The organism is Pseudomonas arvensis (genome assembly GCF_056688935.1).
Map to the genome: position 1 here is coordinate 4,069,034 of NZ_CP162038.1, position 23,361 is coordinate 4,092,394.

At 58.2% G+C, this 23,361-nt stretch carries 27 protein-coding genes, 1 tRNA gene and 1 pseudogene; 10 read left to right on the forward strand and 19 right to left on the reverse strand.

Going from position 1 to position 23,361, the window contains the following annotated elements; all coding sequences use genetic code 11:
* Positions 1 to 8: 8 nt before the first annotated feature.
* The 5 genes and pseudogenes from pheS to thrS all read right to left on the reverse strand — a co-directional run bounded on the left by pheS (position 9) and on the right by thrS (position 4,249).
* Entirely contained in the window at positions 9 to 1,025 is a 1,017-nt protein-coding gene (gene pheS, locus AB3G88_RS18215; RefSeq protein WP_017737822.1) for a phenylalanine--tRNA ligase subunit alpha, read from the reverse strand.
* 109 nt (positions 1,026 to 1,134) lie between these two features.
* A pseudogene (gene rplT / locus AB3G88_RS18220) lies at positions 1,135 to 1,490 on the reverse strand (50S ribosomal protein L20).
* A 30-nt stretch (positions 1,491 to 1,520) separates the two neighbouring features.
* Positions 1,521 to 1,715 carry a 50S ribosomal protein L35 gene (rpmI, locus tag AB3G88_RS18225; RefSeq protein ID WP_002553160.1) on the reverse strand — a complete coding sequence of 65 codons (195 nt, stop codon included), beginning with the start codon at positions 1,713 to 1,715 and terminating at the stop codon, positions 1,521 to 1,523.
* A gap of 60 nt (positions 1,716 to 1,775) precedes the next feature.
* Complete coding sequence (gene infC, locus AB3G88_RS18230; protein WP_015884933.1) at positions 1,776 to 2,327, reverse strand: translation initiation factor IF-3; 552 nt, start codon at positions 2,325 to 2,327, stop codon at positions 1,776 to 1,778.
* Positions 2,327 to 4,249 carry a threonine--tRNA ligase gene (gene thrS / locus AB3G88_RS18235; RefSeq protein ID WP_099586515.1) on the reverse strand — a complete coding sequence of 641 codons (1,923 nt, stop codon included), beginning with the start codon at positions 4,247 to 4,249 and terminating at the stop codon, positions 2,327 to 2,329. Before thrS ends, infC begins: the two co-directional genes overlap by 1 nt.
* 356 nt (positions 4,250 to 4,605) lie before the next feature.
* On the opposite strand from thrS, the gene AB3G88_RS18240 reads away from it, so the two are divergent.
* The gene (locus AB3G88_RS18240) at positions 4,606 to 4,920 is read left to right on the forward strand and encodes a hypothetical protein (protein ID WP_400528635.1); all 315 of its coding nucleotides are present in this window, start codon (positions 4,606 to 4,608) and stop codon (positions 4,918 to 4,920) included.
* Between the two features lie 289 nt (positions 4,921 to 5,209).
* Entirely contained in the window at positions 5,210 to 5,422 is a 213-nt protein-coding gene (locus tag AB3G88_RS18245; RefSeq protein ID WP_003234260.1) for a cold-shock protein, read from the forward strand.
* A gap of 68 nt (positions 5,423 to 5,490) precedes the next feature.
* Here the strand turns inward: AB3G88_RS18245 and AB3G88_RS18250 are convergent, their stop codons facing one another.
* Entirely contained in the window at positions 5,491 to 5,811 is a 321-nt protein-coding gene (locus AB3G88_RS18250) for an I78 family peptidase inhibitor (RefSeq protein ID WP_099586514.1), read from the reverse strand.
* A gap of 145 nt (positions 5,812 to 5,956) precedes the next feature.
* A complete protein-coding gene (locus AB3G88_RS18255) occupies positions 5,957 to 6,262 on the reverse strand; it encodes a hypothetical protein (RefSeq protein WP_099586513.1) in 306 nt (101 codons plus the stop codon).
* Between the two features lie 153 nt (positions 6,263 to 6,415).
* On the opposite strand from AB3G88_RS18255, the gene AB3G88_RS18260 reads away from it, so the two are divergent.
* Positions 6,416 to 6,628, forward strand: coding sequence for a hypothetical protein (locus AB3G88_RS18260; protein WP_032886978.1), 213 nt, complete (start codon positions 6,416 to 6,418; stop codon positions 6,626 to 6,628).
* 33 nt (positions 6,629 to 6,661) lie between these two features.
* Here AB3G88_RS18260 and AB3G88_RS18265 read toward each other — a convergent pair whose 3' ends face one another.
* From AB3G88_RS18265 to AB3G88_RS18295, 7 genes are read right to left on the reverse strand one after another with little or no spacing between them, the layout of a single operon-like run.
* Positions 6,662 to 7,690, reverse strand: a complete 1,029-nt coding sequence (locus AB3G88_RS18265) for a nucleoside hydrolase (protein ID WP_099586512.1) — start codon at positions 7,688 to 7,690, stop codon at positions 6,662 to 6,664.
* Positions 7,691 to 7,716: 26 nt separating this feature from the next.
* A complete protein-coding gene (gene rbsD, locus AB3G88_RS18270; protein WP_099586511.1) occupies positions 7,717 to 8,121 on the reverse strand; it encodes a D-ribose pyranase in 405 nt (134 codons plus the stop codon).
* Positions 8,118 to 9,035, reverse strand: a complete 918-nt coding sequence (rbsK, locus tag AB3G88_RS18275) for a ribokinase (protein WP_191946467.1) — start codon at positions 9,033 to 9,035, stop codon at positions 8,118 to 8,120. Before rbsK ends, rbsD begins: the two co-directional genes overlap by 4 nt.
* 23 nt (positions 9,036 to 9,058) lie before the next feature.
* The gene (locus AB3G88_RS18280; protein WP_099586509.1) at positions 9,059 to 10,081 is read right to left on the reverse strand and encodes a LacI family DNA-binding transcriptional regulator; all 1,023 of its coding nucleotides are present in this window, start codon (positions 10,079 to 10,081) and stop codon (positions 9,059 to 9,061) included.
* A 3-nt stretch (positions 10,082 to 10,084) separates the two neighbouring features.
* Complete coding sequence (locus tag AB3G88_RS18285; RefSeq protein WP_099586508.1) at positions 10,085 to 11,062, reverse strand: ABC transporter permease; 978 nt, start codon at positions 11,060 to 11,062, stop codon at positions 10,085 to 10,087.
* Complete coding sequence (locus AB3G88_RS18290) at positions 11,059 to 12,612, reverse strand: sugar ABC transporter ATP-binding protein (RefSeq protein ID WP_191959855.1); 1,554 nt, start codon at positions 12,610 to 12,612, stop codon at positions 11,059 to 11,061. Before AB3G88_RS18290 ends, AB3G88_RS18285 begins: the two co-directional genes overlap by 4 nt.
* 57 nt (positions 12,613 to 12,669) lie before the next feature.
* Complete coding sequence (locus AB3G88_RS18295; protein WP_191946470.1) at positions 12,670 to 13,626, reverse strand: sugar ABC transporter substrate-binding protein; 957 nt, start codon at positions 13,624 to 13,626, stop codon at positions 12,670 to 12,672.
* Positions 13,627 to 14,179: 553 nt separating this feature from the next.
* Here AB3G88_RS18295 and AB3G88_RS18300 point away from each other — a divergent pair.
* The 3 genes from AB3G88_RS18300 to AB3G88_RS18310 all read left to right on the forward strand — a co-directional run bounded on the left by AB3G88_RS18300 (position 14,180) and on the right by AB3G88_RS18310 (position 16,398).
* Entirely contained in the window at positions 14,180 to 15,268 is a 1,089-nt protein-coding gene (locus AB3G88_RS18300) for an asparaginase (RefSeq protein WP_112196238.1), read from the forward strand.
* A gap of 184 nt (positions 15,269 to 15,452) precedes the next feature.
* Entirely contained in the window at positions 15,453 to 15,704 is a 252-nt protein-coding gene (locus tag AB3G88_RS18305) for a DUF1654 domain-containing protein (RefSeq protein ID WP_099586504.1), read from the forward strand.
* 4 nt (positions 15,705 to 15,708) lie between these two features.
* Positions 15,709 to 16,398, forward strand: a complete 690-nt coding sequence (locus tag AB3G88_RS18310) for an endonuclease (RefSeq protein ID WP_112196239.1) — start codon at positions 15,709 to 15,711, stop codon at positions 16,396 to 16,398.
* 31 nt (positions 16,399 to 16,429) lie between these two features.
* Here AB3G88_RS18310 and AB3G88_RS18315 read toward each other — a convergent pair whose 3' ends face one another.
* Entirely contained in the window at positions 16,430 to 16,810 is a 381-nt protein-coding gene (locus tag AB3G88_RS18315) for an SPOR domain-containing protein (RefSeq protein ID WP_099586454.1), read from the reverse strand.
* Positions 16,811 to 17,056: 246 nt separating this feature from the next.
* Here AB3G88_RS18315 and csrA point away from each other — a divergent pair, with 246 nt between their 5' ends.
* Positions 17,057 to 17,251, forward strand: coding sequence for a carbon storage regulator CsrA (csrA, locus tag AB3G88_RS18320; protein WP_003192511.1), 195 nt, complete (start codon positions 17,057 to 17,059; stop codon positions 17,249 to 17,251).
* A 96-nt stretch (positions 17,252 to 17,347) separates the two neighbouring features.
* Here csrA and AB3G88_RS18325 read toward each other — a convergent pair whose 3' ends face one another.
* Complete coding sequence (locus AB3G88_RS18325) at positions 17,348 to 18,025, reverse strand: HAD-IA family hydrolase (protein ID WP_158878622.1); 678 nt, start codon at positions 18,023 to 18,025, stop codon at positions 17,348 to 17,350.
* Between the two features lie 235 nt (positions 18,026 to 18,260).
* Here AB3G88_RS18325 and AB3G88_RS18330 point away from each other — a divergent pair, with 235 nt between their 5' ends.
* Together AB3G88_RS18330 and AB3G88_RS18335 are read left to right on the forward strand one after the other, a co-directional pair.
* Positions 18,261 to 18,932, forward strand: a complete 672-nt coding sequence (locus tag AB3G88_RS18330; RefSeq protein ID WP_099586452.1) for a heavy metal response regulator transcription factor — start codon at positions 18,261 to 18,263, stop codon at positions 18,930 to 18,932.
* Positions 18,929 to 20,344 carry a heavy metal sensor histidine kinase gene (locus AB3G88_RS18335; protein WP_480451059.1) on the forward strand — a complete coding sequence of 472 codons (1,416 nt, stop codon included), beginning with the start codon at positions 18,929 to 18,931 and terminating at the stop codon, positions 20,342 to 20,344. The genes AB3G88_RS18330 and AB3G88_RS18335 overlap by 4 nt, the downstream gene beginning before the upstream one ends.
* On the opposite strand, the gene AB3G88_RS18340 is transcribed toward AB3G88_RS18335, so the two are convergent.
* From AB3G88_RS18340 to AB3G88_RS18350, 3 genes are all read right to left on the reverse strand, one after another.
* Positions 20,325 to 20,771: an anti-virulence regulator CigR family protein gene (locus AB3G88_RS18340; RefSeq protein WP_158878619.1), complete on the reverse strand. Its 447-nt coding sequence runs from the start codon at positions 20,769 to 20,771 to the stop codon at positions 20,325 to 20,327. The genes AB3G88_RS18335 and AB3G88_RS18340 overlap by 20 nt on opposite strands.
* 223 nt (positions 20,772 to 20,994) lie before the next feature.
* Entirely contained in the window at positions 20,995 to 21,429 is a 435-nt protein-coding gene (locus AB3G88_RS18345) for a hypothetical protein (RefSeq protein ID WP_112196243.1), read from the reverse strand.
* A 230-nt stretch (positions 21,430 to 21,659) separates the two neighbouring features.
* A tRNA-Val gene (locus AB3G88_RS18350) sits at positions 21,660 to 21,736 on the reverse strand.
* A gap of 184 nt (positions 21,737 to 21,920) precedes the next feature.
* Between AB3G88_RS18350 and AB3G88_RS18355 the strand changes: the two genes are divergently transcribed.
* On the forward strand, positions 21,921 to 23,204 hold the full coding sequence (locus tag AB3G88_RS18355; RefSeq protein WP_112196244.1) for an NAD(P)/FAD-dependent oxidoreductase: 1,284 nt from the start codon (positions 21,921 to 21,923) through the stop codon (positions 23,202 to 23,204).
* Positions 23,205 to 23,361 lie beyond the last annotated feature (157 nt).

Below are 23,361 nucleotides of genomic sequence, written 5' to 3' on the forward strand. Positions count from 1 at the left end.
CGTTACGACTAGCGAAATTGCGCGAGGAACCGCAAGTCGTTGTCGAAGAACAGACGCAAGTCGTTCACGCCGTAACGCAGCATGGCCAGACGCTCAACGCCCATGCCGAAGGCAAAGCCCGAGAACTCTTCAGGGTCGATCCCGGACATGCGCAGCACGTTGGGGTGAACCATGCCGCAGCCCATGACTTCCAGCCAACCAGTCTGCTTGCAGACGCGGCAGCCTTTACCGCTGCACATCACGCATTCCATGTCGACTTCAGCGGAAGGCTCGGTGAACGGGAAGAACGATGGACGGAAACGCACCGCCAGTTCTTTCTCGAAGAACACCCGCAGGAACTCTTCGATGGTGCCTTTGAGGTCGGCGAAATTGATATCGCGATCTACGAGCAGGCCTTCGACCTGGTGGAACATCGGCGAGTGGGTGATATCCGAGTCGCTGCGATACACACGGCCTGGGCAGACGATGCGGATCGGCGGCTTGTTCGCTTCCATGGTGCGGACCTGTACCGGCGAGGTATGGGTGCGCAACAGCATGTTGGCGTTGAAATAGAAGGTGTCGTGCATCGACCGGGCCGGGTGATGGCCTGGGATGTTGAGCGCCTCGAAGTTGTGATAGTCGTCTTCGACCTCTGGGCCTTCGGCAATGCCGTAGCCGATATGGGTGAAGAACTGCTCGATACGTTCCAGAGTCCGAGTGATCGGGTGCAGACCGCCCGAGGCCTGGCCACGGCCAGGCAAGGTTACGTCAATGGACTCGGCGGCGAGTTTGGCCGCAAGATCGGCCTCCTCCATCGTCGCCTTGCGTGCATTGAGCACCTCTGTGACGCGCTCCTTGGCGACGTTGATCAGCGCACCGACTTGCGGACGCTCTTCAGCCGGCAAATTCCCCAGGGTCTTCATCACCTGAGTCAATTCACCCTTTTTGCCAAGGTAGTGAACCCGGATTTGCTCCAGGGCATTGATATCTTCAGCGCTTTGCACAGCCTCAAGAGCTTGAGCGACGAGCGCGTCCAGGTTTTCCATGTACAGACTCCAGATACAAAATAGGGGAAGAGCTTGAAGGCTCTTCCCCTATTTATGACGTTTACCACCCTGGGCTACAGGAGCAACCCAGGGTGACTGTCGGGGGTACTTAAGCCAAGGTGGCTTTAGCTTTCTCGACAATCGCAGCAAACACCGCTTTTTCGTTCACGGCCAGTTCAGCCAGAACCTTACGGTCGATTTCGATGGACGCTTTTTCAGGCCAGCGATGAAACGGCTGTAGGACAGACCGTTAACACGTGCACCGGCGTTGATACGAGCGATCCACAGAGCGCGGAACTGACGTTTTTTCTGACGACGGTCACGGTAGGCGTATTGGCCTGCCTTGATTACCGCTTGCTTGGCAACACGGAATACGCGTGAACGCGCGCCGTAGTAGCCTTTAGCAAGTTTCAGAATTTTTTTGTGACGCTTACGGGCCATGACGCCACGCTTAACACGAGCCATGAGTTACTTCCTCTAGTCTTGATCCAAAAATTAACGAAGGCGCAGCATGCGCTCGACTTTTGCCACGTCAGACGGATGCAGCAAGCTGCTACCGCGCAGTTGACGCTTACGCTTGGTCGACATTTTGGTCAGGATGTGGCTCTTGAAAGCGTGCTTGTGCTTGATACCGTTAGCGGTTTTCAGAAACCGCTTAGCAGCACCACTTTTAGTCTTCATCTTTGGCATGTTCGGATACTCCGCATTCAGTTGATAAACATAATCAGAAGGCCTGCCGTGCCCTGTTGATTACTTCTTCTTTTTCGGGGCGATGACCATGATCAGTTGGCGTCCTTCCATCTTAGGATGCTGTTCGACCGAACCGTACTCGAGCAGGTCAGCTTCAACCCGCTTGAGGAGTTCCATCCCCAGCTCCTGGTGGGCCATCTCACGGCCGCGGAATCGCAAGGATACCTTGGCCCTGTCCCCATCACTCAGGAAACGTACCAGGTTGCGCAGTTTTACCTGGTAATCCCCTTCCTCCGTCCCTGGACGAAACTTGATTTCTTTTACTTGAATCTGCTTCTGGTTCTTCTTCGCCGCGGCAACCTGCTTCTTCTTTTCGAAGATCGACTTGCCGTAGTCCATCACCCGGCAAACGGGTGGGATTGCATCGGCGGAGATTTCCACCAGGTCCAGTTTGGACTCTTCTGCAATACGAAGCGCTTCATCAATCGAGACGATGCCAATCTGCTCGCCGTCAGCGCCAATTAACCGAACCTCGCGTGCCGAGATATTCTCGTTGATCGGGGCTTTCGGTGCAGCTCGTTTATCTTGTCTCATTTCACGCTTAATAATAATTACTCCGAATCTGGGCGACCACGCCGGGAAACCGCTTGCGCGAGGAACTCAGCGAACTGGGCGACGGGCATCGAGCCCAGGTCAGCACCTTCACGAGTACGCACAGCGACAGTCTGCATCTCGACTTCCCGATCTCCGATAACCAAAAGATAGGGAACCTTGAGCAAAGTATGCTCGCGGATTTTAAAGCCGATCTTTTCATTTCTCAAGTCGGACTTGGCACGAAATCCGCTTTCGTTGAGTGTTTTTTCAACTTCAGCGGCAAAATCTGCCTGTTTATCAGTGATGTTCATGATCACTGCCTGGGTCGGCGCCAGCCACGCGGGGAATGCACCCTCGTAGTGCTCGATCAGGATCCCGACGAACCGTTCGAACGAGCCGAGGATCGCCCGGTGCAGCATAACCGGGTGTTTACGGCTGTTGTCTTCGGAGACGTATTCGGCTCCCAGACGGATCGGCAGGTTAAAATCGAGCTGCAGGGTACCACACTGCCAGACGCGGCCAAGGCAATCTTTCAGCGAGAACTCGATCTTCGGACCGTAGAACGCACCTTCACCCGGCTGCAGGTCGTACGCAAGCCCCGCACTGTCGAGTGCTGCGGCCAGTGCCGCTTCGGCGCGATCCCAAAGCTCATCGGAACCGACGCGTTTTTCCGGACGAGTGGACAGTTTCATTTCGACGTCGGTGAAACCGAAATCGCGATAGACGTCCATGGTCAGCTTGATAAACGCGGCGGATTCGGCCTGCATCTGCTCTTCGGTGCAGAAGATATGAGCATCGTCCTGAGTGAAGCCGCGTACACGCATGATGCCGTGCAGTGCACCCGATGGTTCGTTACGGTGGCAGGCACCGAACTCGGCCAGGCGCATCGGCAACTCGCGGTAGCTCTTCAGGCCCTGGTTGAACACCTGCACGTGGCACGGGCAGTTCATTGGCTTGATGGCGTAATCGCGGTTTTCCGACTGGGTGGTGAACATGTTGTCGGCGTAGTTGGCCCAGTGCCCGGATTTCTCCCACAGGCTGCGATCAACGACCTGCGGGGTCTTGATCTCCAGGTAACCGTTGTCACGCTGAACCTTGCGCATATATTGCTCAAGCACTTGGTACAGGGTCCAGCCATTCGGGTGCCAGAACACCATGCCCGGCGCTTCTTCCTGGAGGTGGAACAGGTTCAGGCGCTTGCCGATCTTACGGTGGTCGCGTTTTTCAGCTTCTTCGATGCGCTGGACATAGGCGGCCAACTGCTTCTTGTCAGCCCAGGCCGTGCCGTAGATACGTTGCAGCTGCTCGTTCTTGGCGTCGCCGCGCCAGTAGGCACCGGACAGCTTGGTCAGCTTGAACGACTTGAGGAAGCGCGTGTTCGGCACGTGCGGGCCACGGCACATGTCGACGTATTCTTCGTGGTAATACAGGCCCATGGCCTGCTCGTCCGGCATGTCTTCCACCAGACGCAGCTTGTAGTCCTCACCACGAGCAGTGAACACGTCGATCACTTCGGCGCGCGGCGTGACTTTCTTGATGACGTCGTAATCTTTTTCGATCAGCGCGTGCATGCGCTGCTCGATGGCCGCCATGTCGTCCGGCGTGAAAGGACGCTCGTAGGCGATGTCGTAATAGAAGCCTTCTTCGATAACCGGACCGATCACCATCTTCGCCGTTGGGTACAGCTGCTTGACCGCATGGCCAATCAGGTGCGCGCAAGAGTGGCGAATGATCTCCAGCCCCTCTTGATCCTTGGGCGTGATGATTTGCAAGGTGGCATCGGAGGTGATCAGATCACTGGCGTCAACCAGTTTGCCGTCGACCTTGCCTGCTACGGTGGCCTTGGCCAGACCGGCACCAATGGATGCGGCGACCTCGGCTACGGAAACCGCATGATCGAATGAACGTTGACTGCCATCGGGAAGAGTAATAGTTGGCATGGCGCCTCCTCTCCTAGTGGTGACCCCTACCAAAGGTCACGTGGGTTGGGATGAGCCAGTACAAGATCCAACACCAGGCCGTTCAGTGATGAACGCCTGCCTTACAGCGGCAGGAGCCTTTCGGCCAACCGATAATCGAACCAGAGTGACTGGAGTGAACTAAAAAGAAACTGGCAAGACGGCAAATGGCGCGCCTGGAAATGGCCAGGGCATCGATGCTAGCACAGATGAACGGTCATCGCGCCCACGCCTTCTTACGCAAAGACAAAATAGCGGCGAAAGTGAACTTGGGCTGTACGCATGCCCTCAAACCCACTGAGAATCGCCGTTCGTCCTCGACCCAAAGGAGCATCCTCATGATGCGTTTTACCTCTACCCTCGCTCTAGCCGCTTCCCTGACCCTGCTTTCCGTCGGCGCACATGCTGCGGCCCCGTCGAACTGGCCTGCCGGTGCCCGCGACAGTTTCGTCAGCGATTGCAGCGCGGCCGCCAGCCAGAACGTGGACGCCAAGACCGCCAAAGCCCACTGCGAATGCGGCGCCGACAAGATCAACGCCGAATTGAACACCGCCGAAATCAAGGAGCTGATGACCAACCAGAACGCCAGCCCTGAGCTCAAAAACAAAGCCGTGGCGGCTATTTCTTCCTGCAAAGTCGTGAAGAAAAAGTAAGTATGCCCCGCGATCAGACGGATTTTCAGCCGTAAAAACAGCCTGAAAACTGCCATTTCTCACAAATTACGCAGCTTTTACGGCTTTTTTTACCAGCTGATATTTCGTGCGAAAGCCCCGTAAATCGGGGCTTTCAGCCAACACAGCGCCTAAACGCAACGCTATTGATTAGCAAACAGTGCCTAGGGGGGGCTCCCAAGTCGAACATTTCGACTATGATAGCCCGGTGTGCCCAGTTGGCCTGAGCAGCACAGCACTACTGAAAATATATGTTTCTTGGAGATACACCATGTCTAATCGCCAAACCGGCACCGTTAAATGGTTCAACGATGAAAAAGGCTTCGGCTTCATCACTCCTCAAGGTGGCGGTGACGACCTGTTCGTACACTTCAAAGCTATCGAAAGCGACGGTTTCAAAAGCCTGAAAGAAGGCCAGACCGTTTCCTTCGTGGCTGAGAAAGGCCAAAAGGGTATGCAAGCTGCACAGGTTCGCGGCGAGTAATTCTCCGCTGAGCTAAAAAAACCCCGTCCATGTGACGGGGTTTTTTATGGGCGCTGCAAAAGCAGCGATCAGCCGCAATTGACGCGCGTGATCACCAGGTTGTCGTCGGTGTTCAGATTCAAGCGGTCGGAACGGTATTCCAGCGTGATCATATCGTTGGGCTTGAGGATCCGCGCATTCTGCGCACCGGCGCGACTACGGGCCTGCTCCAGCAACTGGGGCGAAGCTTTCTGGCCGATTGTGAACTCGGCAGCCTTTGACTCACAGCGGCTATGACCGGCATCGGTCACGGCGGTGTCTTTGGCTGGCTCAGAGGTACCTGGGGTGCTGCAACCCGCCAACGCGAGTGCTGCCAACAAAGTACCGAATGATGCGAGCTTCCAAGGCATGAAGCCTCCTATGATTAAAAAATGGACAGAGATCGTGCGACAGTGGTCTGGCGGATTGGTTTCAAGACGTAAACCGTCGTTGGGCAAGTCTGCCTGACTCTCAAGCAGCGTTCGCCCGGACAATCGTGACCAGATATGAACGCAATCAGTAGATGTCGATATAGTCAAACGGTGGATTAGGCCAGTTCTGCAGCAGGGCATTGAAGATCTGCATGACCCAGACCTCGTCGTTCGCCGCGACATTGCCGACGTAACCGGAGCCCTTGGCCCAGGTCTCCAGGCGAAACAGCAGGCCCTCCGTGTCAGTGCCCGCCACCACGCCAGAAGACAGGTAGGCAATCCCGGCCTTGGTCACACGCAGTTGGGTGTGTTCGTCGTCACTGGCGCTGGCGATCAATTGCTTTACGGCGGCCAGCGTGAGGTTATCGGGGTTATTCAAATCGATTTGCACACGGTTTCCCCGGCAATTAAACAGAGGGACAGTGTCGCACAGCACTCGCGTCATGCCTAAGTAGCAGTGCCAAACACCGCGCAAAATGCTTAACTGCGCCCGGTAGAACCGCGCGCCAGCGCATTGCCCCGTATTTCAGCCCGTGAGATTTCCATGACCACCGTAACGCTGCAAGCCGACATCAAAGCCAAGTGGCCACAAGGACAAAGCTCCTACAGCCCAGGAAGCCCGGAGGAACTGGCAATCATCGGTATCGACCTGCTGGTCAAGGAACTCGGCACCCAGGCGGCACAAGCCTTCATCGGCCAGGTGTTCGAGAAATACCCGGCCGATCACATGGGGGCACACAACCCCGAGCGCGAATAAGAACCGGCCGACGAACGTCGACCGGCAAGCGGTTTACTTCAGACGCGCCAGGCGCTCGGTCAACAGATCGAAAAAGCCCTGGGCGTCGCCGTTCTCAACCCAGAACGCGTTCTTCGGTTGTTTAAGGCCGTCGTACCAATCGACGATGGTCTGGCCGAAAGTCGGGCCTTCGCGACTGTCCACCACCACATTGACCTCACGGCCACTGAACAGCGAAGGCTTGAGCAGGTAGGCAACAACGGTGGCGTCATGCACCGGGCCGCCGGGGATGCCGTAGTGTTCCATATCGCCTTTGACGTATTCGTTGAGAATATCGCTAACGACCTTGCTGGCATTGTTCTTGAGGTCGGCGATCTTTTTCAGACGCGCTTCACTGGTCAGCACCTTGTGGGTCACATCCAGCGGCAGGTAAGTCAGTTTGACGCCACTCTTGAGCACAATCTCCGCCGCAATCGGGTCGGCAAACAGGTTGAACTCGGCAACCGGCGTGATATTGCCGCCATTGAAGTGCGCGCCCCCCATCACTACGACTTCCTTGATGCCCTGGGTAATTTCCGGGTCCTGGGTCAATGCCAGCGCCAGGTTGGTCTGTGGGCCAAGCATGGCAATCGTGATGCTGTGAGGCTTCGCGGCGCGCAAGGTCTTGATCAGGTAATCAACGGCATTGCCCTCGGCGAGGCCCTTTTTAGGCTCATGCACGGTGACGCCGGAAATGCCTTCTTTGCCATGAATGTTTTCGGCATAGATCGGCTTGCGCAGCAGCGGCGCTGGCGCACCGGCGTAGACCGGGATGTCCTCGCGCCCTGCCCACTCGCGGGCCAGGCGAGCGTTGCGCGAAGTCTTGTCCAGGCGCACGTTGCCGGCGACGGTGGTCAAGGCTCGGATGTTCAATTCGTCCGGAGAGGCCATGGCAAAGAGCAAGGCCACCACATCGTCGGCACCTGGGTCGGTATCGATGATCAGGTCGATTTTCTCCGCCGCGTGGGCGCTTGCAGCAGTGAGCGCGGACAAAAGCAAGACACTCCGAAACAGATTTCTCAGGATTGGAATACCACGTTGCATAAAACACTCCTTGTCGTTGGGGAACTCTAGAAAGTTACGCCGGACACCAGCGCGATATTGCAGTAAGGCTGGCATTCGCCAGTGCGTACAACGGCCCGCGCCTGGCGGCTCAGTTGCTTGAAGGCTTCATGACTGAGCAAACGTTGCTCGCCAAGAGCGGCCTGCTCATTCAGCACATTCAGTTCAGACAGAGCGGGCGGCTGCTTGAGCAGGATTTCCTCCGCCAGCACGTGGCTTTCCACCTGCATCTCACTGAGCACGATACGCAAGGTGCTGATGAAATCAGGAATACCTTTGGTCAATGCCAGGTCGATCAACTCGACGCCCGGCGGCACCGGCAAGCCCGCATCACCGATCACCAGAATGTCGCCATGGCCCAGGGAGGCGATCACCCGCGACAGTGCGATATTGAGCAGAGGGGTCTTTTTCATAAAGGTACAAAACCTTGAACGTCATGCAGCGTAGGAATGGAGGGTTGCGCACCGGCACGGGTGACTGACAATGCTGCCGCGACCTGACCAAAACGGATGGCCTCGGCTTCACTTTTACCGCTGGCCAGGGCTGCTGCGAAACCACCGACAAAGGTATCGCCGGCAGCCGTGGTATCCAACGCCTTGACCCTGGGCGCCACCAAGTGCTCAAAGCCTTTGCCATCCGCAAACAATGCGCCTTGGGCGCCGAGGGTGATAATGACTTTGCCTGCCCCGGCCTTGATCAGTTGTGTGGCAGCCACTTTGGCGCTGTCCAGAGAATCGACTGTCACACCGCTCAGTGCGGTGGCTTCGCTTTCGTTGGGAATCAGATAGTCGACCGAGGCGTACCAATCGGCAGGCAACGGCGCGCTGGCCGGCGCCGGATTGAGGATTACCGTCTTGCCCAGCTCACGGCCGCGCTTGAGGGTATACGCCACGGTTTCCATCGGCACTTCAAGCTGGCAGATGATCACGTCGGCGGCCTGCAACACCGCATCAGACGCCTGCAGTGATGCGGGTGTCAGTTCACCGTTGCTGCCGGCGACAATCACAATCGCGTTCTGGCTGCTGTCATCCACCACGATCAACGCCACCCCGCTGGAACCGTCCACGGTGCTGACGGCCTGGCAATCGATACCTTCCACCAGCAATGCACCACGCAACTCAGTGCCGTAGGCGTCGGAGCCAACACAGCCGATCATTGCCACGCTCGCCCCCAGTCGCGCCGATGCCACGGCCTGGTTGGCGCCCTTGCCGCCCGGCACCGTGGAAAACGTTTGGCCGATCAGTGTCTCACCGGCGCGGGGCAGCCGGCTGGCGCGGGTGACCAGGTCCATGTTCAAGCTGCCTACTACCACTACTTTTGCTGGCATACATCAGTACTCATCAATTCGGTTCAGCGGTATTGCGCGAACACACCGGCGACGGGCGCCGTCGACTCGCGCAATACGATGCTCGGCGTCACGATGCGTTGATCGATCGGCAGTTGGGGTGTTGCAATACGTCGCAGTAAAAGCTCGGCGGCCATCTCGCCCAGTTGCAGGATCGACTGGCCGACCGTGGTCAGCGCCGGGTAAACGTAGCGGCCCATTTGAATGTCATCGAAACCGATCACCGACAGCTCGCCCGGCACGCGGATATTGCGTTCGGCTGCGGCACGCAACACGCCGAAGCCGATCATGTCGTTACTCGCAAAAATCGCACTGGGCGGGTTTTCCGCAAGCAATTGCACGGCAGCAGCATAACCGCCGGTGCTGGTGAAGTCGCTTTCCTGCGTGCGATTGGCCAGTACTTCCACGCCTGCCTCATGGAGCGCGCGGTGGTATCCCGCCAGGCGCATTTGAGCGACACGGGTATGGGCCGGGCCGCCGATGCAAGCGATGTCGCGGTGCCCCAACTCCAGCAAGTGCCGGGTCGCCAGGTAAGCGCCCTCCTCATGGTCGATACGCACCAAGTCGACATCAATGCCGTCCAGCGCCCGGTCGACAATCACCATGGGCGTGCGCACCGCGCTCAACCCGGCGGCGAGGCCGCTGTCATCGCCGCCCACTGAAGTCACGATCAAGCCGTCGATGCGTTTTTCCAGCAACACCCGCAAATAGCTGCGCTGCTTTTCTGCGTTGTCGTCGGAGTTGCACAGGATCACGCAGTAGCCGTTGCGCTCGCAGTAATCCTCGATGCCCCGCGCCAGCTCGGCAAAGTACGGGTTGAGGCTGTTGGGCACCAGCAAACCAATGGTGGCCGTGGTCTTGGCCTTGAGCGAGCGTGCGACGGCGCTGGGCACATAGTCGAGCTGCTTGATAGCGGCTTCGACCTTGACCCGTACCGGCTCGCTCACTGGGCGCGTCTTGTTCACCACGTGGGACACAGTGGTGTAGGAAATACCTGCAAGCGCGGCCACATCCTTGATCGTTGCCATGGCTCAGGCGCGCCGACTGGCGCGTTGGCTGCGGTACGTATCGAGGACCACCGCAATCACGATCACGGCACCAGTAATGATGCGCTTGGTGGGCTCGGTGGCGCCGATCTGTGCCAGGCCGGCGGCCAATACCGAGATAATCAACACACCAAAAAAGGTACTGATTACCGAACCACGCCCGCCCATCAGGCTGGTGCCGCCGATCACCACGGCGGCGATCACTTGCAGCTCCAGGCCGGAGCCGGCGTTCGGATCTGCGGCTTCCAGGCGCGAAATCTGGAACAACGCGGCCACGCCGGCCAGCAGACCCATCAGGCTGAACACCAGAATCTTGTAGGGCTTTGGATTAATCCCCGCCAGCCGCACGGCTTCCTCATTGGTGCCGATACCGATCAGGTAACGGCCAAACACGGTACGCGTCAGTACAAGCTGCGCAACGATGATCACCAGCAAGGCAATGATGAAGGACGGTGAAATACCGAACGCAATCGGGTTGGACAGCCAGGCAAACGAATCACCGATGTAGGCCGTGCGCGAACCGGTCATCTGGTACGCCACGCCGCGAGCCATTTCCAACACACCGAGGGACACGATAAACGACGGGATTCGCCAGGCCACGGTGATCGAGCCAGTGATAGTGCCGGCCAACGCGGCGCAGCCCATGCCGAGCAGCGCGGCGGGCAATACGCTCCAGCCCCATCCAAGAATCGCCACGCTGACGGCCGACGCCGCCAACGCCAGGACCGAACCTACCGACAGGTCGATACCGCCGATGATCAGGATGAACGTCATGCCCACCGCCAGCACCATCAGGTCCGGGATCTGGTTGGCCAGGGTGCTGAAGGTGTCATAGGACAGGAAGTGGTCGCTGAGCACCGAAAACAGCGCAATCATCGCGAGCAAGGCACCCGCCAGCCCCAGATAGGTACCCAGGCCGTAGAAGTTGCCGCCAGTTTTACCGGGGGTCGTTGTGGTTTTCATGGGGTATCCCTAAGCACTGCATCGTTGAGCAGCGCATCACGTTTCTGATAGCCGGCAAAGGCGGCGGCGAGCAATTCGTCCTGGGTCCAGCTGTCGCGCTCGAAGGTCTCGATCAAGCGCCCGGCAGAGAGCACGCCGATGCGGTCGCAGATGAGCATGAGTTCACGCAAGTCGCTCGATACCACCACCAGCGCTTTGCCTTGGCGGGTCAATTCACCGAGCAAGGCATAAATGTCGAACTTGGCACCCACGTCGATGCCGCGCGTGGGCTCGTCGAACAACATCACCGAGCAATCGCGCTCCAGCCAGCGGCCAATTACCACTTTCTGCTGGTTGCCGCCGGACAGTTCCGACACCAATTGCGCCGGGCTGGAACTGCGGATACGCATGGCGTCAATCTGGCGCTTGGCCAACGCGGTTTCGTCGCGGCTGTTTACCACACCGCCGCCAGAGATTTCCGGCATGTTGCCCAGAGCAATATTGGCGCTGATGGACTGGGTCAGCAGCAGGCCTTCGCCCTTGCGGTCTTCCGTAATCAGGGCAATGCCATGCCCCACTGCATCCACCGGCGAGCGAATGCTCACCACCTGGGCCGGTGAGCCCAAGGCCACGGTGCCGCTGTCGGCCAGGTCAGCACCGAAGATCAAACGCAGCAATTCGGTACGGCCAGCGCCGATCAGGCCGGAAATGCCATAGATCTCGCCCGCACGCACCTCAAAGGACACGTCGCGGACTTTGTCCGAGCGGCTCAGACCTTTGACGGTCAGGGCCGGGCCACCAATGCTGCGCGGCCCCAGGTCGATGTGTTCACCCAGCTCGCGACCGACCATCAAAGTGACCAGTTGCTCGCTGTTGTAATTGGCCATCGGCTCGACGCAGACCAGTTTGCCGTCGCGCAATACCGCAATGCGTTGGGCGACGCGGGCCAACTCTTCCAGCCGGTGCGAAATGTAGATAATCGCCACGCCCCGAGCCTGCAGGCGGGTGATTTGTTCAAACAGCATCTCGACTTCACGGGCCGTGAGCATGGCCGTGGGTTCGTCGAGGATCAGTACGTGGCAGTCGCCAATCAGGTTGCGGGCAATCTCGACCATTTGCTGATGGCCGATACCCAGGCTACCGACCAGCGTGTCCGGGTCGATGGCATCCAGACCGACCTGGGCCATCGCCTCGATCGCCGCTTTGCGCAGTTGCTTGCGGCTGATCCAGCCACAGTGGCTGGGCAGGTTATCCAGGAACAGGTTTTCGGCCACGGTCAGCGTCGGCAGCAGGTTGAGCTCCTGCATGACCATGCGCACGCCCAGCGCCTCAGCCTGGGTACGGCTGGCGGGACAGTAATCCTGACCATTGAATTGCATGTGCCCGGTGGTCGGCGTGACCAACCCGCCGATGATCTTCGACAAGGTGCTTTTGCCTGCGCCGTTCTCACCGGTCAGCGCCAGCACCTCCCCTCGGTTGAGCGTAAGGGTGATGTCGGACAGAACCGGTTGGGCATAGGTCTTACCGATACCGCTGACCGAGAGGACAGCGTTCGGGGCGGAAGATGACATAGGAAAATCTCCAGGCGCCCGCTCAGAGCGAGCGGGCGCTGTTGGGTGCCGCCAGGATTACTTCTTGAGGACGAGTTCGACCGGGGTTTCGATCACGCCGTCTTTGGCATCGACTTTCTCACCCTTGACCAGCTTGAGCGCATTCTGGATACCGAACACTGCTTGCTGGGCAGCCGCCTGGTCGGCAGTCGCCAGGACACGGCCGTCCTTCAGCATCGGCTTGATCGCTTCGATATTGTCGTAACCCACGACCATTACCTTGCCCGCCTTGCCTGCCGCACGTACGGCGGAGACGGCGCCCAGGGCCATGTTGTCGTTACCGGCCAACAAGGCCTTGAGGTCCGGGTATTCGCTCAGCATGGCCGAGGCGACTTTCTGGCCCTGGTCAATTTCCCAGTTGCCGGATTGGGTGGAAACGATCTTCATACCGGCAGCGTCCATCGCATCCTTGTAGCCGGCGGTGCGCTGCTGGGCGTTGGTGGTGGTCGGTACGCCTTCAATGATGCCGACCTTGTCGCCTGCCGTCAGTTGCTTGGCCAGGTAGTCGCCCACCAGTTTGGAGCCTTTGCGGTTGTCAGGGCCGACGAAGGGAATCTCGAGATTTTTGCTTTTCAACACGCCCGGGTCCAGGCGGTTATCGATGTTGACGATCTTGATACCGGCGTCAGAGGCTTTTTTCAGCACGGTGACCAGCGCCTTGGAGTCAGCAGGCGCGATGACGATGGCGTTGACCTTGGCAAGGATCATTTGATTGACAATGTCGATCTGCGCGCTGGTATCGGTTTCGTTCTTGATGCCGTTGGTGATCATGTCGAAATCGGCGGCGTGGTCTTTCTGGTACGTCTTGGCACCGTCTTGCATGGTGACGAAGAATTCGTTGGCGAGGGACTTCATCACCAGGCCAACCTTGGGTTTGGCGGCGGTGTCAGCGAATGCGGAGGACAGGGGTAAAGCGGCGGATGCGGCAGCAAGCACAGCGACAGCAAGAAGACGTCCAGCAAATGGCAGCTTCATGGGTTCACTCCGATCTTATGATTATTGTGAGCAACGCTTGCACCGAAGAATGCTTCGGCAACCCTCCCACCCGGGTGGCTGATAAGAGCCTTCACAGCGCTCTTGAAGTACGCCGTGAAACATCTCGCAAACGTTTGCGTTGGTCGAACTATGAGAACCTTGTCGAGATTTGTCAACGGTAGAACACTCCCTTTCATGCAAGGCCTCTAGCTCCTGGCCTTCCGTGCGGCGAAAGGACGTTATTAAACATTTCCCCCACCGTTTCGTCCTCTGAAACAACAGACTTCAACAGGCGACCCAGGATTTTCTGGTGATCATTTTCGGACAACCGAACGCAATCGCGCAGCTTGTTCGGAAAGCCGGACAGCCGCATCACCCCACCTGTCAGCCCTCCAATAATAATCGTTATAAATCAATAAGTTATTTTATATCCGCAAACACAATCAGCCTGGTACAGATCCTGCTCCTACCCAGCACCTCGTGGCATTCAGAATCGCCCGGGCGCTCTAGATGAACCTGCTACAGCACTCATCAAAAACCAGAGAGAAAAATAATGAAATCTGCACTGAAGAATTTTGTTCCGGGCGCGTTAGCCCTGCTGCTGCTGTTCCCCGTTGCCGCTCAGGCAAAAGAAGTCGAATCCAAGGCCAAGCTGGCCAACGTGGTGATCCTCGCCACCGGTGGCACCATTGCCGGCGCTGGCGCCAGCGCCGCCAACAGTGCCACTTACCAGGCGGCCAAAGTCGGTATCGAGCAATTGATCGCCGGTGTTCCTGAGCTTAGCCAGATCGCCAATGTGCGTGGCGAGCAAGTGATGCAAATTGCGTCCGAAAGCATCAACAACGAAAACCTGCTGCAACTGGGTCGCCGGGTCGCCGAACTGGCCGACAACAAAGACGTGGATGGCATCGTGATCACCCACGGTACCGACACCCTGGAAGAGACGGCCTACTTCCTGAACCTGGTAGAAAAAACCGACAAGCCAATCGTAGTGGTCGGCTCCATGCGTCCGGGCACCGCCATGTCGGCCGACGGCATGCTCAACCTGTACAACGCCGTGGCTGTAGCCGGCAGCAAAGACGCGCGCGGTAAAGGCGTGCTGGTCACCATGAACGACGAGATCCAATCGGGTCGCGACGTCAGCAAGATGATCAATATCAAGACCGAAGCCTTCAAGAGCCCTTGGGGCCCGCTGGGCATGGTGGTCGAAGGCAAGTCCTACTGGTTCCGCTTGCCTGCCAAGCGCCACACCATGGATTCGGAATTCGACATCAAGACCATCAAAAGCCTGCCCGATGTGGAAATCGCCTACGGCTACGGCAACGTAAGCGACACCGCCTACAAAGCCCTGGCCCAGGCTGGCGCCAAAGCCATCATCCACGCCGGTACCGGCAATGGTTCGGTGTCGTCCAAAGTGGTGCCTGCGCTGGTGGAACTGCGCAAGCAAGGCGTGCAGATCATTCGCTCTTCCCACGTGAATGCCGGCGGCATGGTGTTGCGTAATGCCGAGCAGCCAGACGACAAGTATGACTGGGTTGCTGCCCTCGACCTGAACCCGCAGAAAGCGCGGATTTTGGCGATGGTTGCCATGACCAAGACCCAGGACAGCAAAGAACTGCAACGAATCTTCTGGGAATATTGATTCCTGACTGTATAGGTGGCGAGGGAGCAAACTCCCTCGCCACAACAACCTCGCTATTCCTCTCTCCCCGCCCTACACCTCACTCCCTAATTCGTTGTCAGACGAACTTCTTGAATTTTAAGCAGTTGCGAAATTGCCCACAGTTAAATACTGTATGCACATACAGCTTACCAAGGAGTATTCCGTGGCAAAATCCTCTTCCGCAGCGCCCACCCCGCCTGATGCCTACACACGCCTGGCAACTCGCGTGCAAAAAATCATCAATTCCACCAACGCGCAAAAAGCCAAGGCAGCCTTGCTCTTCCGTTTGCCGGAAGAACCGGAAGACGAGTGGCAGCGTTTACTGGAAGAAATCGCGGAGAACGACAACGTCACCCTCGCCTATCGAGATGATGGTGGCGTGCAGATTTTCTGGGTTGTGCCGAAGGAAGATTGATTGAATGAGTGCCCGTTTTATTGCTGTGTGTTGCCTGCTTTTTGCCGTTACCGCTCATGCGCAGGCACCCAGAACCTTCAGTGAAGCCAAGAAAGTCGCCTGGACACTCTACGCCCCGCAATCCACCGAGTTCTATTGCGGCTGCAAGTACAGCGGCAACCGCGTGGACTTGAAAGCCTGCGGCTATATCCCACGCAAAAACGCCAGCCGCGCCGCACGCATCGAGTGGGAGCACATTGTTCCGGCCTGGCAGATTGGGCACCAGCGTCAGTGCTGGCAGGATGGCGGGCGCAAGAACTGCACGCGCCATGACGACGTGTTCAAGCGTGCCGAAGCAGACCTGCACAATTTGGTACCGAGTATCGGCGAGGTCAACGGCGACCGAAGCAACTTCAGTTTTGGCTGGCTGCCGGTGCAAAACGGGCAGTACGGTTCATGCCTGACCCAAGTGGATTTCAAGGCAAAGAAGGTGATGCCGCGCCCGTCCATTCGCGGGATGATCGCGCGCACCTACTTCTACATGAGCAAACAATACGGCTTGCGCTTGTCGAAACAGGATCGCCAGTTGTACGAAGCCTGGAACAAGACCTACCCGGTACAAACCTGGGAGCGCCAGCGTAACCAGACGGTGGCGTGCGTGATGGGGCGTGGCAATGAGTTTGTCGGCCCGGTCAATCTGAAAGCCTGCGGTTGAACAGGGGCGGCACTGCCGCCCAAGCGGCCCGTTACTGCGCGGGCTGGTGTTCGATGATCTCGGACACCGTGTCGGTTTTCTTGGCACGGGCCATCTTTTCGTTAAGCAGCGTCTGCTTTGCCTCAGCTTCGGCCCTGGTTGCAAACGGCCCCAGCAGCACGTCGTCCTTGCCGTCGACTTTCACGATATAAAAATTGAAACCATGTTCGAGCAACCAGGCGGTCAGGTCGGTGATCGCCTGGAGTTTGTGGTCAGGCGGACCGACTCGCAGGTCCCACTCCTGAGCAGCAATCGCGCCGGTCTGTGGCTGACTTTCGGTAACGGCAGGCTTGGCCTTGGGGGCGTCGACAGGTTTACCCTCACCGCAACCGGCCAACGCCAACACCGCAATTGCCATCGCTACTTTACGCACTGCCCTGCTCCTTTAAGGATAAAGAGGCGACTTTATCATTCACTGTCTATTCTGGCCGTCATAAACGTTGGCTTAAACAATGCGAATGATGTATCCCAGACCTGTATGATGCCGCCATGGGAATTAATGTCGCCTCTATGCGTCCTAAAAGAGGCAGTCACAGGGAAGCGCTTAGCAGTAAGCTACACACATCCGACACCTGCCCTGTTTGAAACATGTGTCCTAAAAGCAATCAAGGAGAAGTCCATGCTTATACTCACCCGCAAAGTCGGTGAAAGCATAAACATCGGTGATGACATTACGATCACCATCCTCGGCGTCAGCGGCCAGCAAGTACGAATCGGCATCAACGCGCCCAAGGATGTTGCCGTGCATCGCGAGGAGATCTACCAGCGCATCCAGGCCGGCCTGACTGCTCCGGACAAAAACCAGACGCCTTGAAGTACCCTCAGTAGCCAGCCCTTTCGTTCAGGTAACGGCTGGCGAAAACCTCTTCGAACTGTTCTTGGGTTAAGGGCACGACCCGTTTTTTTAGTGTCAGCCCACCGCGCTTTGCAAGTACAACAAGCCATCAGCGCCGCGTTGCACCTGCACCTGTTCATACCCTTCAATCGATGGATGCTCAGTGAGCATGGGCTTGAGGTGCGTCGACGTGACGACCAGCACATCCGCTCCAGCCGCCTCCCCCGCACGAATCCCTACCGTCGCATCTTCAAACACCAGGCAGTCCTGCACCGACACACCCAGGCGTTGCGCACCCAGCACATAACAGGCGGGGTTCGGCTTGCCGATGGCCACGTCTTCAGCCGTGACCAGCACCGCCGGCGGCGTAATGCCCGCTGCCTTCAACCGACGTAATGCCAACGCCTTCGGTGCAGAGGTGACCAGCGCCCACTGATCACCGGGCACGTTATTAAGAAACTCGACAGCACCGGAAATCGCCACAACGCCGTCCACGTCATTGATTTCCGCCTCGGTAATCCACTGCGCTTCAACCTGTGGATCGACACCGGGCAATGCCTGGCGCGTGATGGTGTCAATTGCCCGCGCACCATGAATGGTGGTCAGGAAGGCCGCTACATCCAGCCGATGGCGTTCAGCCCAGGTGCTCCAAACGCGCTCGGCGGCGGCGATGGAGTTGAGCAGGGTTCCGTCCATATCGAACAAGAAGGCGTGGTAAGGGCGGGCAAGTACGGCTGAACCTCGGATAGACACTGCAGGGCTTCCTCGTGAGCTGAAACGAATAATCGGCCCGTTGCAATCTACGGATCACCTCCTGAGTTGTAAACGCTGATGCCAGCACCGCGAGGCAATCATTACGAACTTGTCATCATTCTGTTGGTTGGCTGTACGCGGCCGCGGATTACCGTGAACGCACTGGCACGACTCAATGCGCCAACGACAATTGATCCGGCTACACTGGCGCCAGTATTGAATCAGGGCATTTCCCATGAACATCCTCGTTATCGAAGACGAACCCAAGGCCGGCAACTACCTGCTTAACGGCCTCCAGGAGTTGGGCCACTCCGTCAGCCTGGCCCGGGATGGCGTGGACGGCCTGCACCAAGCGCTGGAAACGCCGTTCGACGTGATTGTGCTCGATGTAATGATGCCGAAAATGGACGGCTGGGAAGTACTGCGTCGCCTGCGTAAGGACGCCGATACCCCAGTGATTTTTCTGACGGCGCGCGACGATATTGCCGACCGCATCAAAGGCCTGGAACTGGGTGCCGATGACTACCTGATCAAGCCCTTCTCCTTCGCCGAGCTGGTAGCACGCCTGCGCACCCTGAACCGTCGCGGCCCGAGCCGGGAAGAAGAGCACCTGCAGATCGCTGACCTGCACATCGACGTAATGAAACGCCGCGTCACACGCGCCGGTACACGCATCACCCTGACCAATAAAGAGTTCGCCCTGTTGCACCTGTTTGCCACTCACCAGGACCAGGTACTGTCGCGTTCGTTGATTGCCTCGCGGGTGTGGGACATGAACTTCGACAGCGATACCAACGTGGTGGACGTGGCCGTGCGGCGCCTGCGCCTGAAAATCGACGACCCGTTCCCGCTCAAGTTGATCCACAGCGTGCGGGGCATTGGCTACCGTTTCGATACCCAGCCATGACCCACCGCCGTCATTATTCCCTGACCCTGCGCCTGGCCGTGATCTTCGCCCTGCTCGCCTTTGCCCTGCTCGCCACCCTCGGCGTGGTGCTGTACCGGGAGCTGGAGCGCGAGCTGATCCTGAGCGACGACGTGCAATTGATTTCCCGGGTGAATCAACTGCGCAACCTGCTCAACGACAGCAACACACTGGACCTGATCAGGACCAAGCCGGAACTGTTCCAGAACATGCTGGGCAACCGCGAATCCGTGCTGAGCATCGCCGCGCCCGGCCAAAAGCCGCTGCTGCTGGTGAACCCCGGCAACATCGAGCTGCCAGCCATCAAGCCAGTCCCCAAAGACCACATCCTCACACTGAACGACGTGCAACACCTGCCCGGTGTGAATGGCGTGCCCTTCTCCACCCTGGCCGCGTCCATCGACTCCGGCGACCTGGGCAGCCTGCAAGTCACCAGCGGGCGCCTGATGACCGAGCGGACCGCCCTGCTCGCCAGCTACCGGTTGAGCGTGTATCTCCTGGCGAGCGTTGCCGCGATCCTCCTCGCACTGGCCGGCTACCTGTTGGTGCATCGCGGCCTGCTGCCCTTGCGTCGGCTGGCTCGACACGCTGAAGGCATCGGCGTCGGCAACCTGGCCGAACGCCTCGACAGCCAGGGAGTACCGAAAGAACTGCTGCCGATGATCGACTCGTTCAACACCATGCTTGAGCGCCTCGCCAAGGGCTTTGCGCAACTGGGGCAAGTGTCTACCGACATGGCCCACGAACTGCGCACGCCGATCAACAATCTCCTGGGGGAAACCCAGGTCGCACTGCAACAGAACCGCAGCATCGAAAGTTATCAGCAGCTTTTGGCCTCCAATGTCGAAGAGCTTGAGCGCCTGGCGCGGATGCTCGACAACATGCTGTTCCTGGCCCGCACCGACCCGGCCAGCGCCCTGCGCCAGCGTCAGGAATTGAGCGCGGCGGATGAAGTGGCGCGCATCGCCGATTACTTTGAAGGCGTGGCAGGCGACGCGAACATCAGTATTCGTGCCGAGGGCGAAGGTGTGATCTGGGCCGAACCGATGCTGCTGCGCCGTGCCCTGGCGAACCTGTGCGCCAATGCCATCAAATACGGCGCACCAGCGTCCGAGTTAGTGATCCAGACAATTGCGGACGCCGAAGGCATCTACCTTAAGGTCACAAATCAGGGTGAAACCATTGCGACGGAACATTTATCGCGGCTGTTCGAACGGTTTTACCGGGTGGATGAGTCACGGGAGCGTTCGGCCCAGTCCAATGGCCTGGGCCTGTCGATTGTGGCGACCATCATGCAGCTGCATAACGGTCGGTACAGCGTCAGCAGCGAGGCAGGCGAGACCTGTTTCGAACTGTTTTTCCCGGCCCGCGAGTTCAATCAAGGGCGCCATTGAGGACTTCATAGATGATGCCCGTCGCAATGGCGACCAATATCAGGTCGGTGCCTGCCTGCTGCCACTCGTACCCATCGTAACGGGGCAAGTGGCCCAGTAAGCGGCCATCCAGTTTCTTCGCAATGCCCGGCGGCAGCGGCTTGCCCCGTGCCAGGTTTTTCTGGATGCCAGGGGGCAACGCCGGCCCAGGGCGCCAGTAGTCGCGATAGCCACCCAACACATTCAGCACGCTTCCACGATCGACACTGGGGCCATGGTTGCCCGACCCACCTTTGCCTTTGGGTTTGTCATGCCCCTGGCCGCCTTGGTTATTGCCTTTATTGTTACCTTGCCCCTTGCCATTGCCGGGATCCGCCAGCGCCATGCCTCCACCGGCAAACAGGACCAGCGACAGCGCGACTGACACAAACTTGGACGACTTGATCATGGCGATTACCCAAGGCTGAAACGTAGTTGAACTGTAGTCGAAGTTGCCAAAGCACGCGCACCGTTGCGAACCCGTAAACCTCGTAACCATGACCGTTCAACGGCATGGGGTTCAGGCGCAGGAGGGGGATTGGCGCTGGTGGAGGTGTATCGATTGCCCAAGGGGCGGGAGCAAGTGTGTTGAACCGCTGATAAATACAGCGGCTCAACCCACTTTGCGGCAATCAGGCGGTGGTGCTGACCATCGAGCCCGACGTGCTGCCACCCTCTGCGGTGACGGCTTGCAATAGCGCCGAAGTCACCGTCTGCAACGCGGCAGAAGTGCCTGCAATTTGCGTTTGAGCCGCCGCCACAGCGGCAGCCTTGGCGTCTGCGCTCTGGTTGCTGGACTGGGCTTTCTGCAAGGCTTGCTGCTCTGCTTGAAGTTGCTTCTGCAACTGTTCGATCTGCTTTTTCAACTCTTTGACGGTATCTGACTCCGTCGAACTGGATGACGCCTGACTACCGCCGCCTGCACCCGCCGCACTTTTAGTCTCAGTGCTTGCGCCAGCAGTGGCGCTGCTGGAGGTAGCCGTCCTTTCGGTGGTCGCGGCATCCATCGAGCTGACAGTGCTTGGAGTGCTTGCTACGGAAGCGGTAGTGCTAATGTTGATAAGCATGCCAAATGTCCGAGTGTTGGAGGTTTGCGCCCTTTATCGGCCTGGCATTCAAATACTTTAGACAGCCCTTGATGCTTAGTCGCAACCGCCGAAAACAGCCAACATGGAGTAAGCGCAGAATTGCCGTACTGAGCTGGAGGCTTTACAAACGTTTTGCAAATCGCAGACAACAAAAAAGGGCCCACCTTTCGGTGAGCCCTTCTAGACCGCCCAGCAGAGCGGATTTTGTTTGGTAGGCGCGATTGGACTCGAACCAACGACCCCCACCATGTCAAGGTGGTGCTCTAACCAACTGAGCTACGTGCCTGCTGTGAGGCGGCATTCTACGGAATTGTGGAGGGGTGTCAACATCTTTTTTGCAGCTAACCCTATGAATATGCGAATTTTTTATTTGCGACCGACATACCGGCATTTTTCGCGTGGCTGGCAGGCAATTTTCAACTCAGGTAGGATCGGCGCACTCGTAAAAAATATAAAACAGAGGTTCCAGGATGGCGAACACCCCCTACCCCCAGTCGTATTACGCCGCTTCCGCGAATGCCGTTCCGCCGCGCCCGATGCTGCAGGGTGACGTCGAAACCGACGTGTGTGTAATAGGTGCCGGCTATACCGGCCTCTCCAGTGCGCTGTTTCTGCTGGAAAACGGCTTTCGCGTGACGGTGCTGGAAGCCGCCAAGGTGGGCTTTGGTGCGTCGGGCCGTAATGGCGGGCAAATCGTCAACAGCTACAGCCGCGATATCGATGTGATCGAGCGCAGCGTCGGCCCTCAACAGGCACAGTTACTGGGGCAGATGGCGTTCGAAGGTGGCAGGATCATTCGCGAGCGGGTCGCCAAGTACCAGATCCAGTGTGATTTAAAGGACGGCGGCGTGTTCGCAGCACTCAACAGCAAACACATGGGCCATCTGGAGTCACAGAAGCGCCTGTGGGAACGCTATGGCCACACTCAACTGGAGTTGCTGGACGAGCGCCGCATCCGCGAGGTGGTTGCCTGCGACAACTATGTGGGCGGCCTGCTGGACATGAGTGGCGGTCACATCCACCCGCTCAACCTGGCACTCGGCGAAGCAGCGGCCGTGGAATCCCTTGGCGGCACGATCTATGAACAATCGGCGGCAGTGCGTATCGAGCGCGGCGCCAACCCGGTAGTGCATACAGCCCAGGGCAAGGTGAGGGCCAAGTTCATCATCGTCGCGGGCAATGCCTATCTAGGCAATTTGGTGCCGGAGCTGGCCGCCAAGTCGATGCCCTGCGGTACGCAAGTCATCACCACGGCGCCGCTGGGAGATGAGCTGGCCAAGACCCTCCTCCCGCAGGATTACTGTGTGGAAGACTGCAACTACCTGCTCGACTACTACCGCCTGACAAGCGACAAGCGCCTGATCTTCGGCGGCGGCGTGGTATATGGCGCGCGCGACCCGGCAAATATCGAGGCGATCATCCGCCCGAAGATGCTCAAGGCATTCCCTCAGCTCAAGGATGTGAAGATCGACTATGCCTGGACCGGCAATTTCCTGCTGACCCTCTCGCGCCTGCCCCAGGTGGGGCGCCTGGGCGACAACATCTACTACTCACAGGGCTGCAGCGGCCATGGCGTGACGTACACCCATCTGGCAGGCAAAGTACTGGCTGAGGCACTGAGAGGCCAGGCAGAGCGTTTTGATGCGTTTGCCGACCTGCCGCACTACCCGTTCCCAGGCGGGCAACTGTTGCGCACGCCGTTTGCGGCGCTGGGGGCCTGGTACTACGGCTTGCGGGACAAACTGGGATTCTGACAATGCCACGGGAGCCGGCGCGCCGGCTCTTGCAACACGCCATCAAATCGCAGACACAAAAAACCCCGGTCTTTCGACCAGGGTCTTTGCTATCGGATCAAAGTAGCCAGAGGCTTGCTTTGTGCTCCAAGGCGTTCAGTGGGCCTTGAGGCAGATA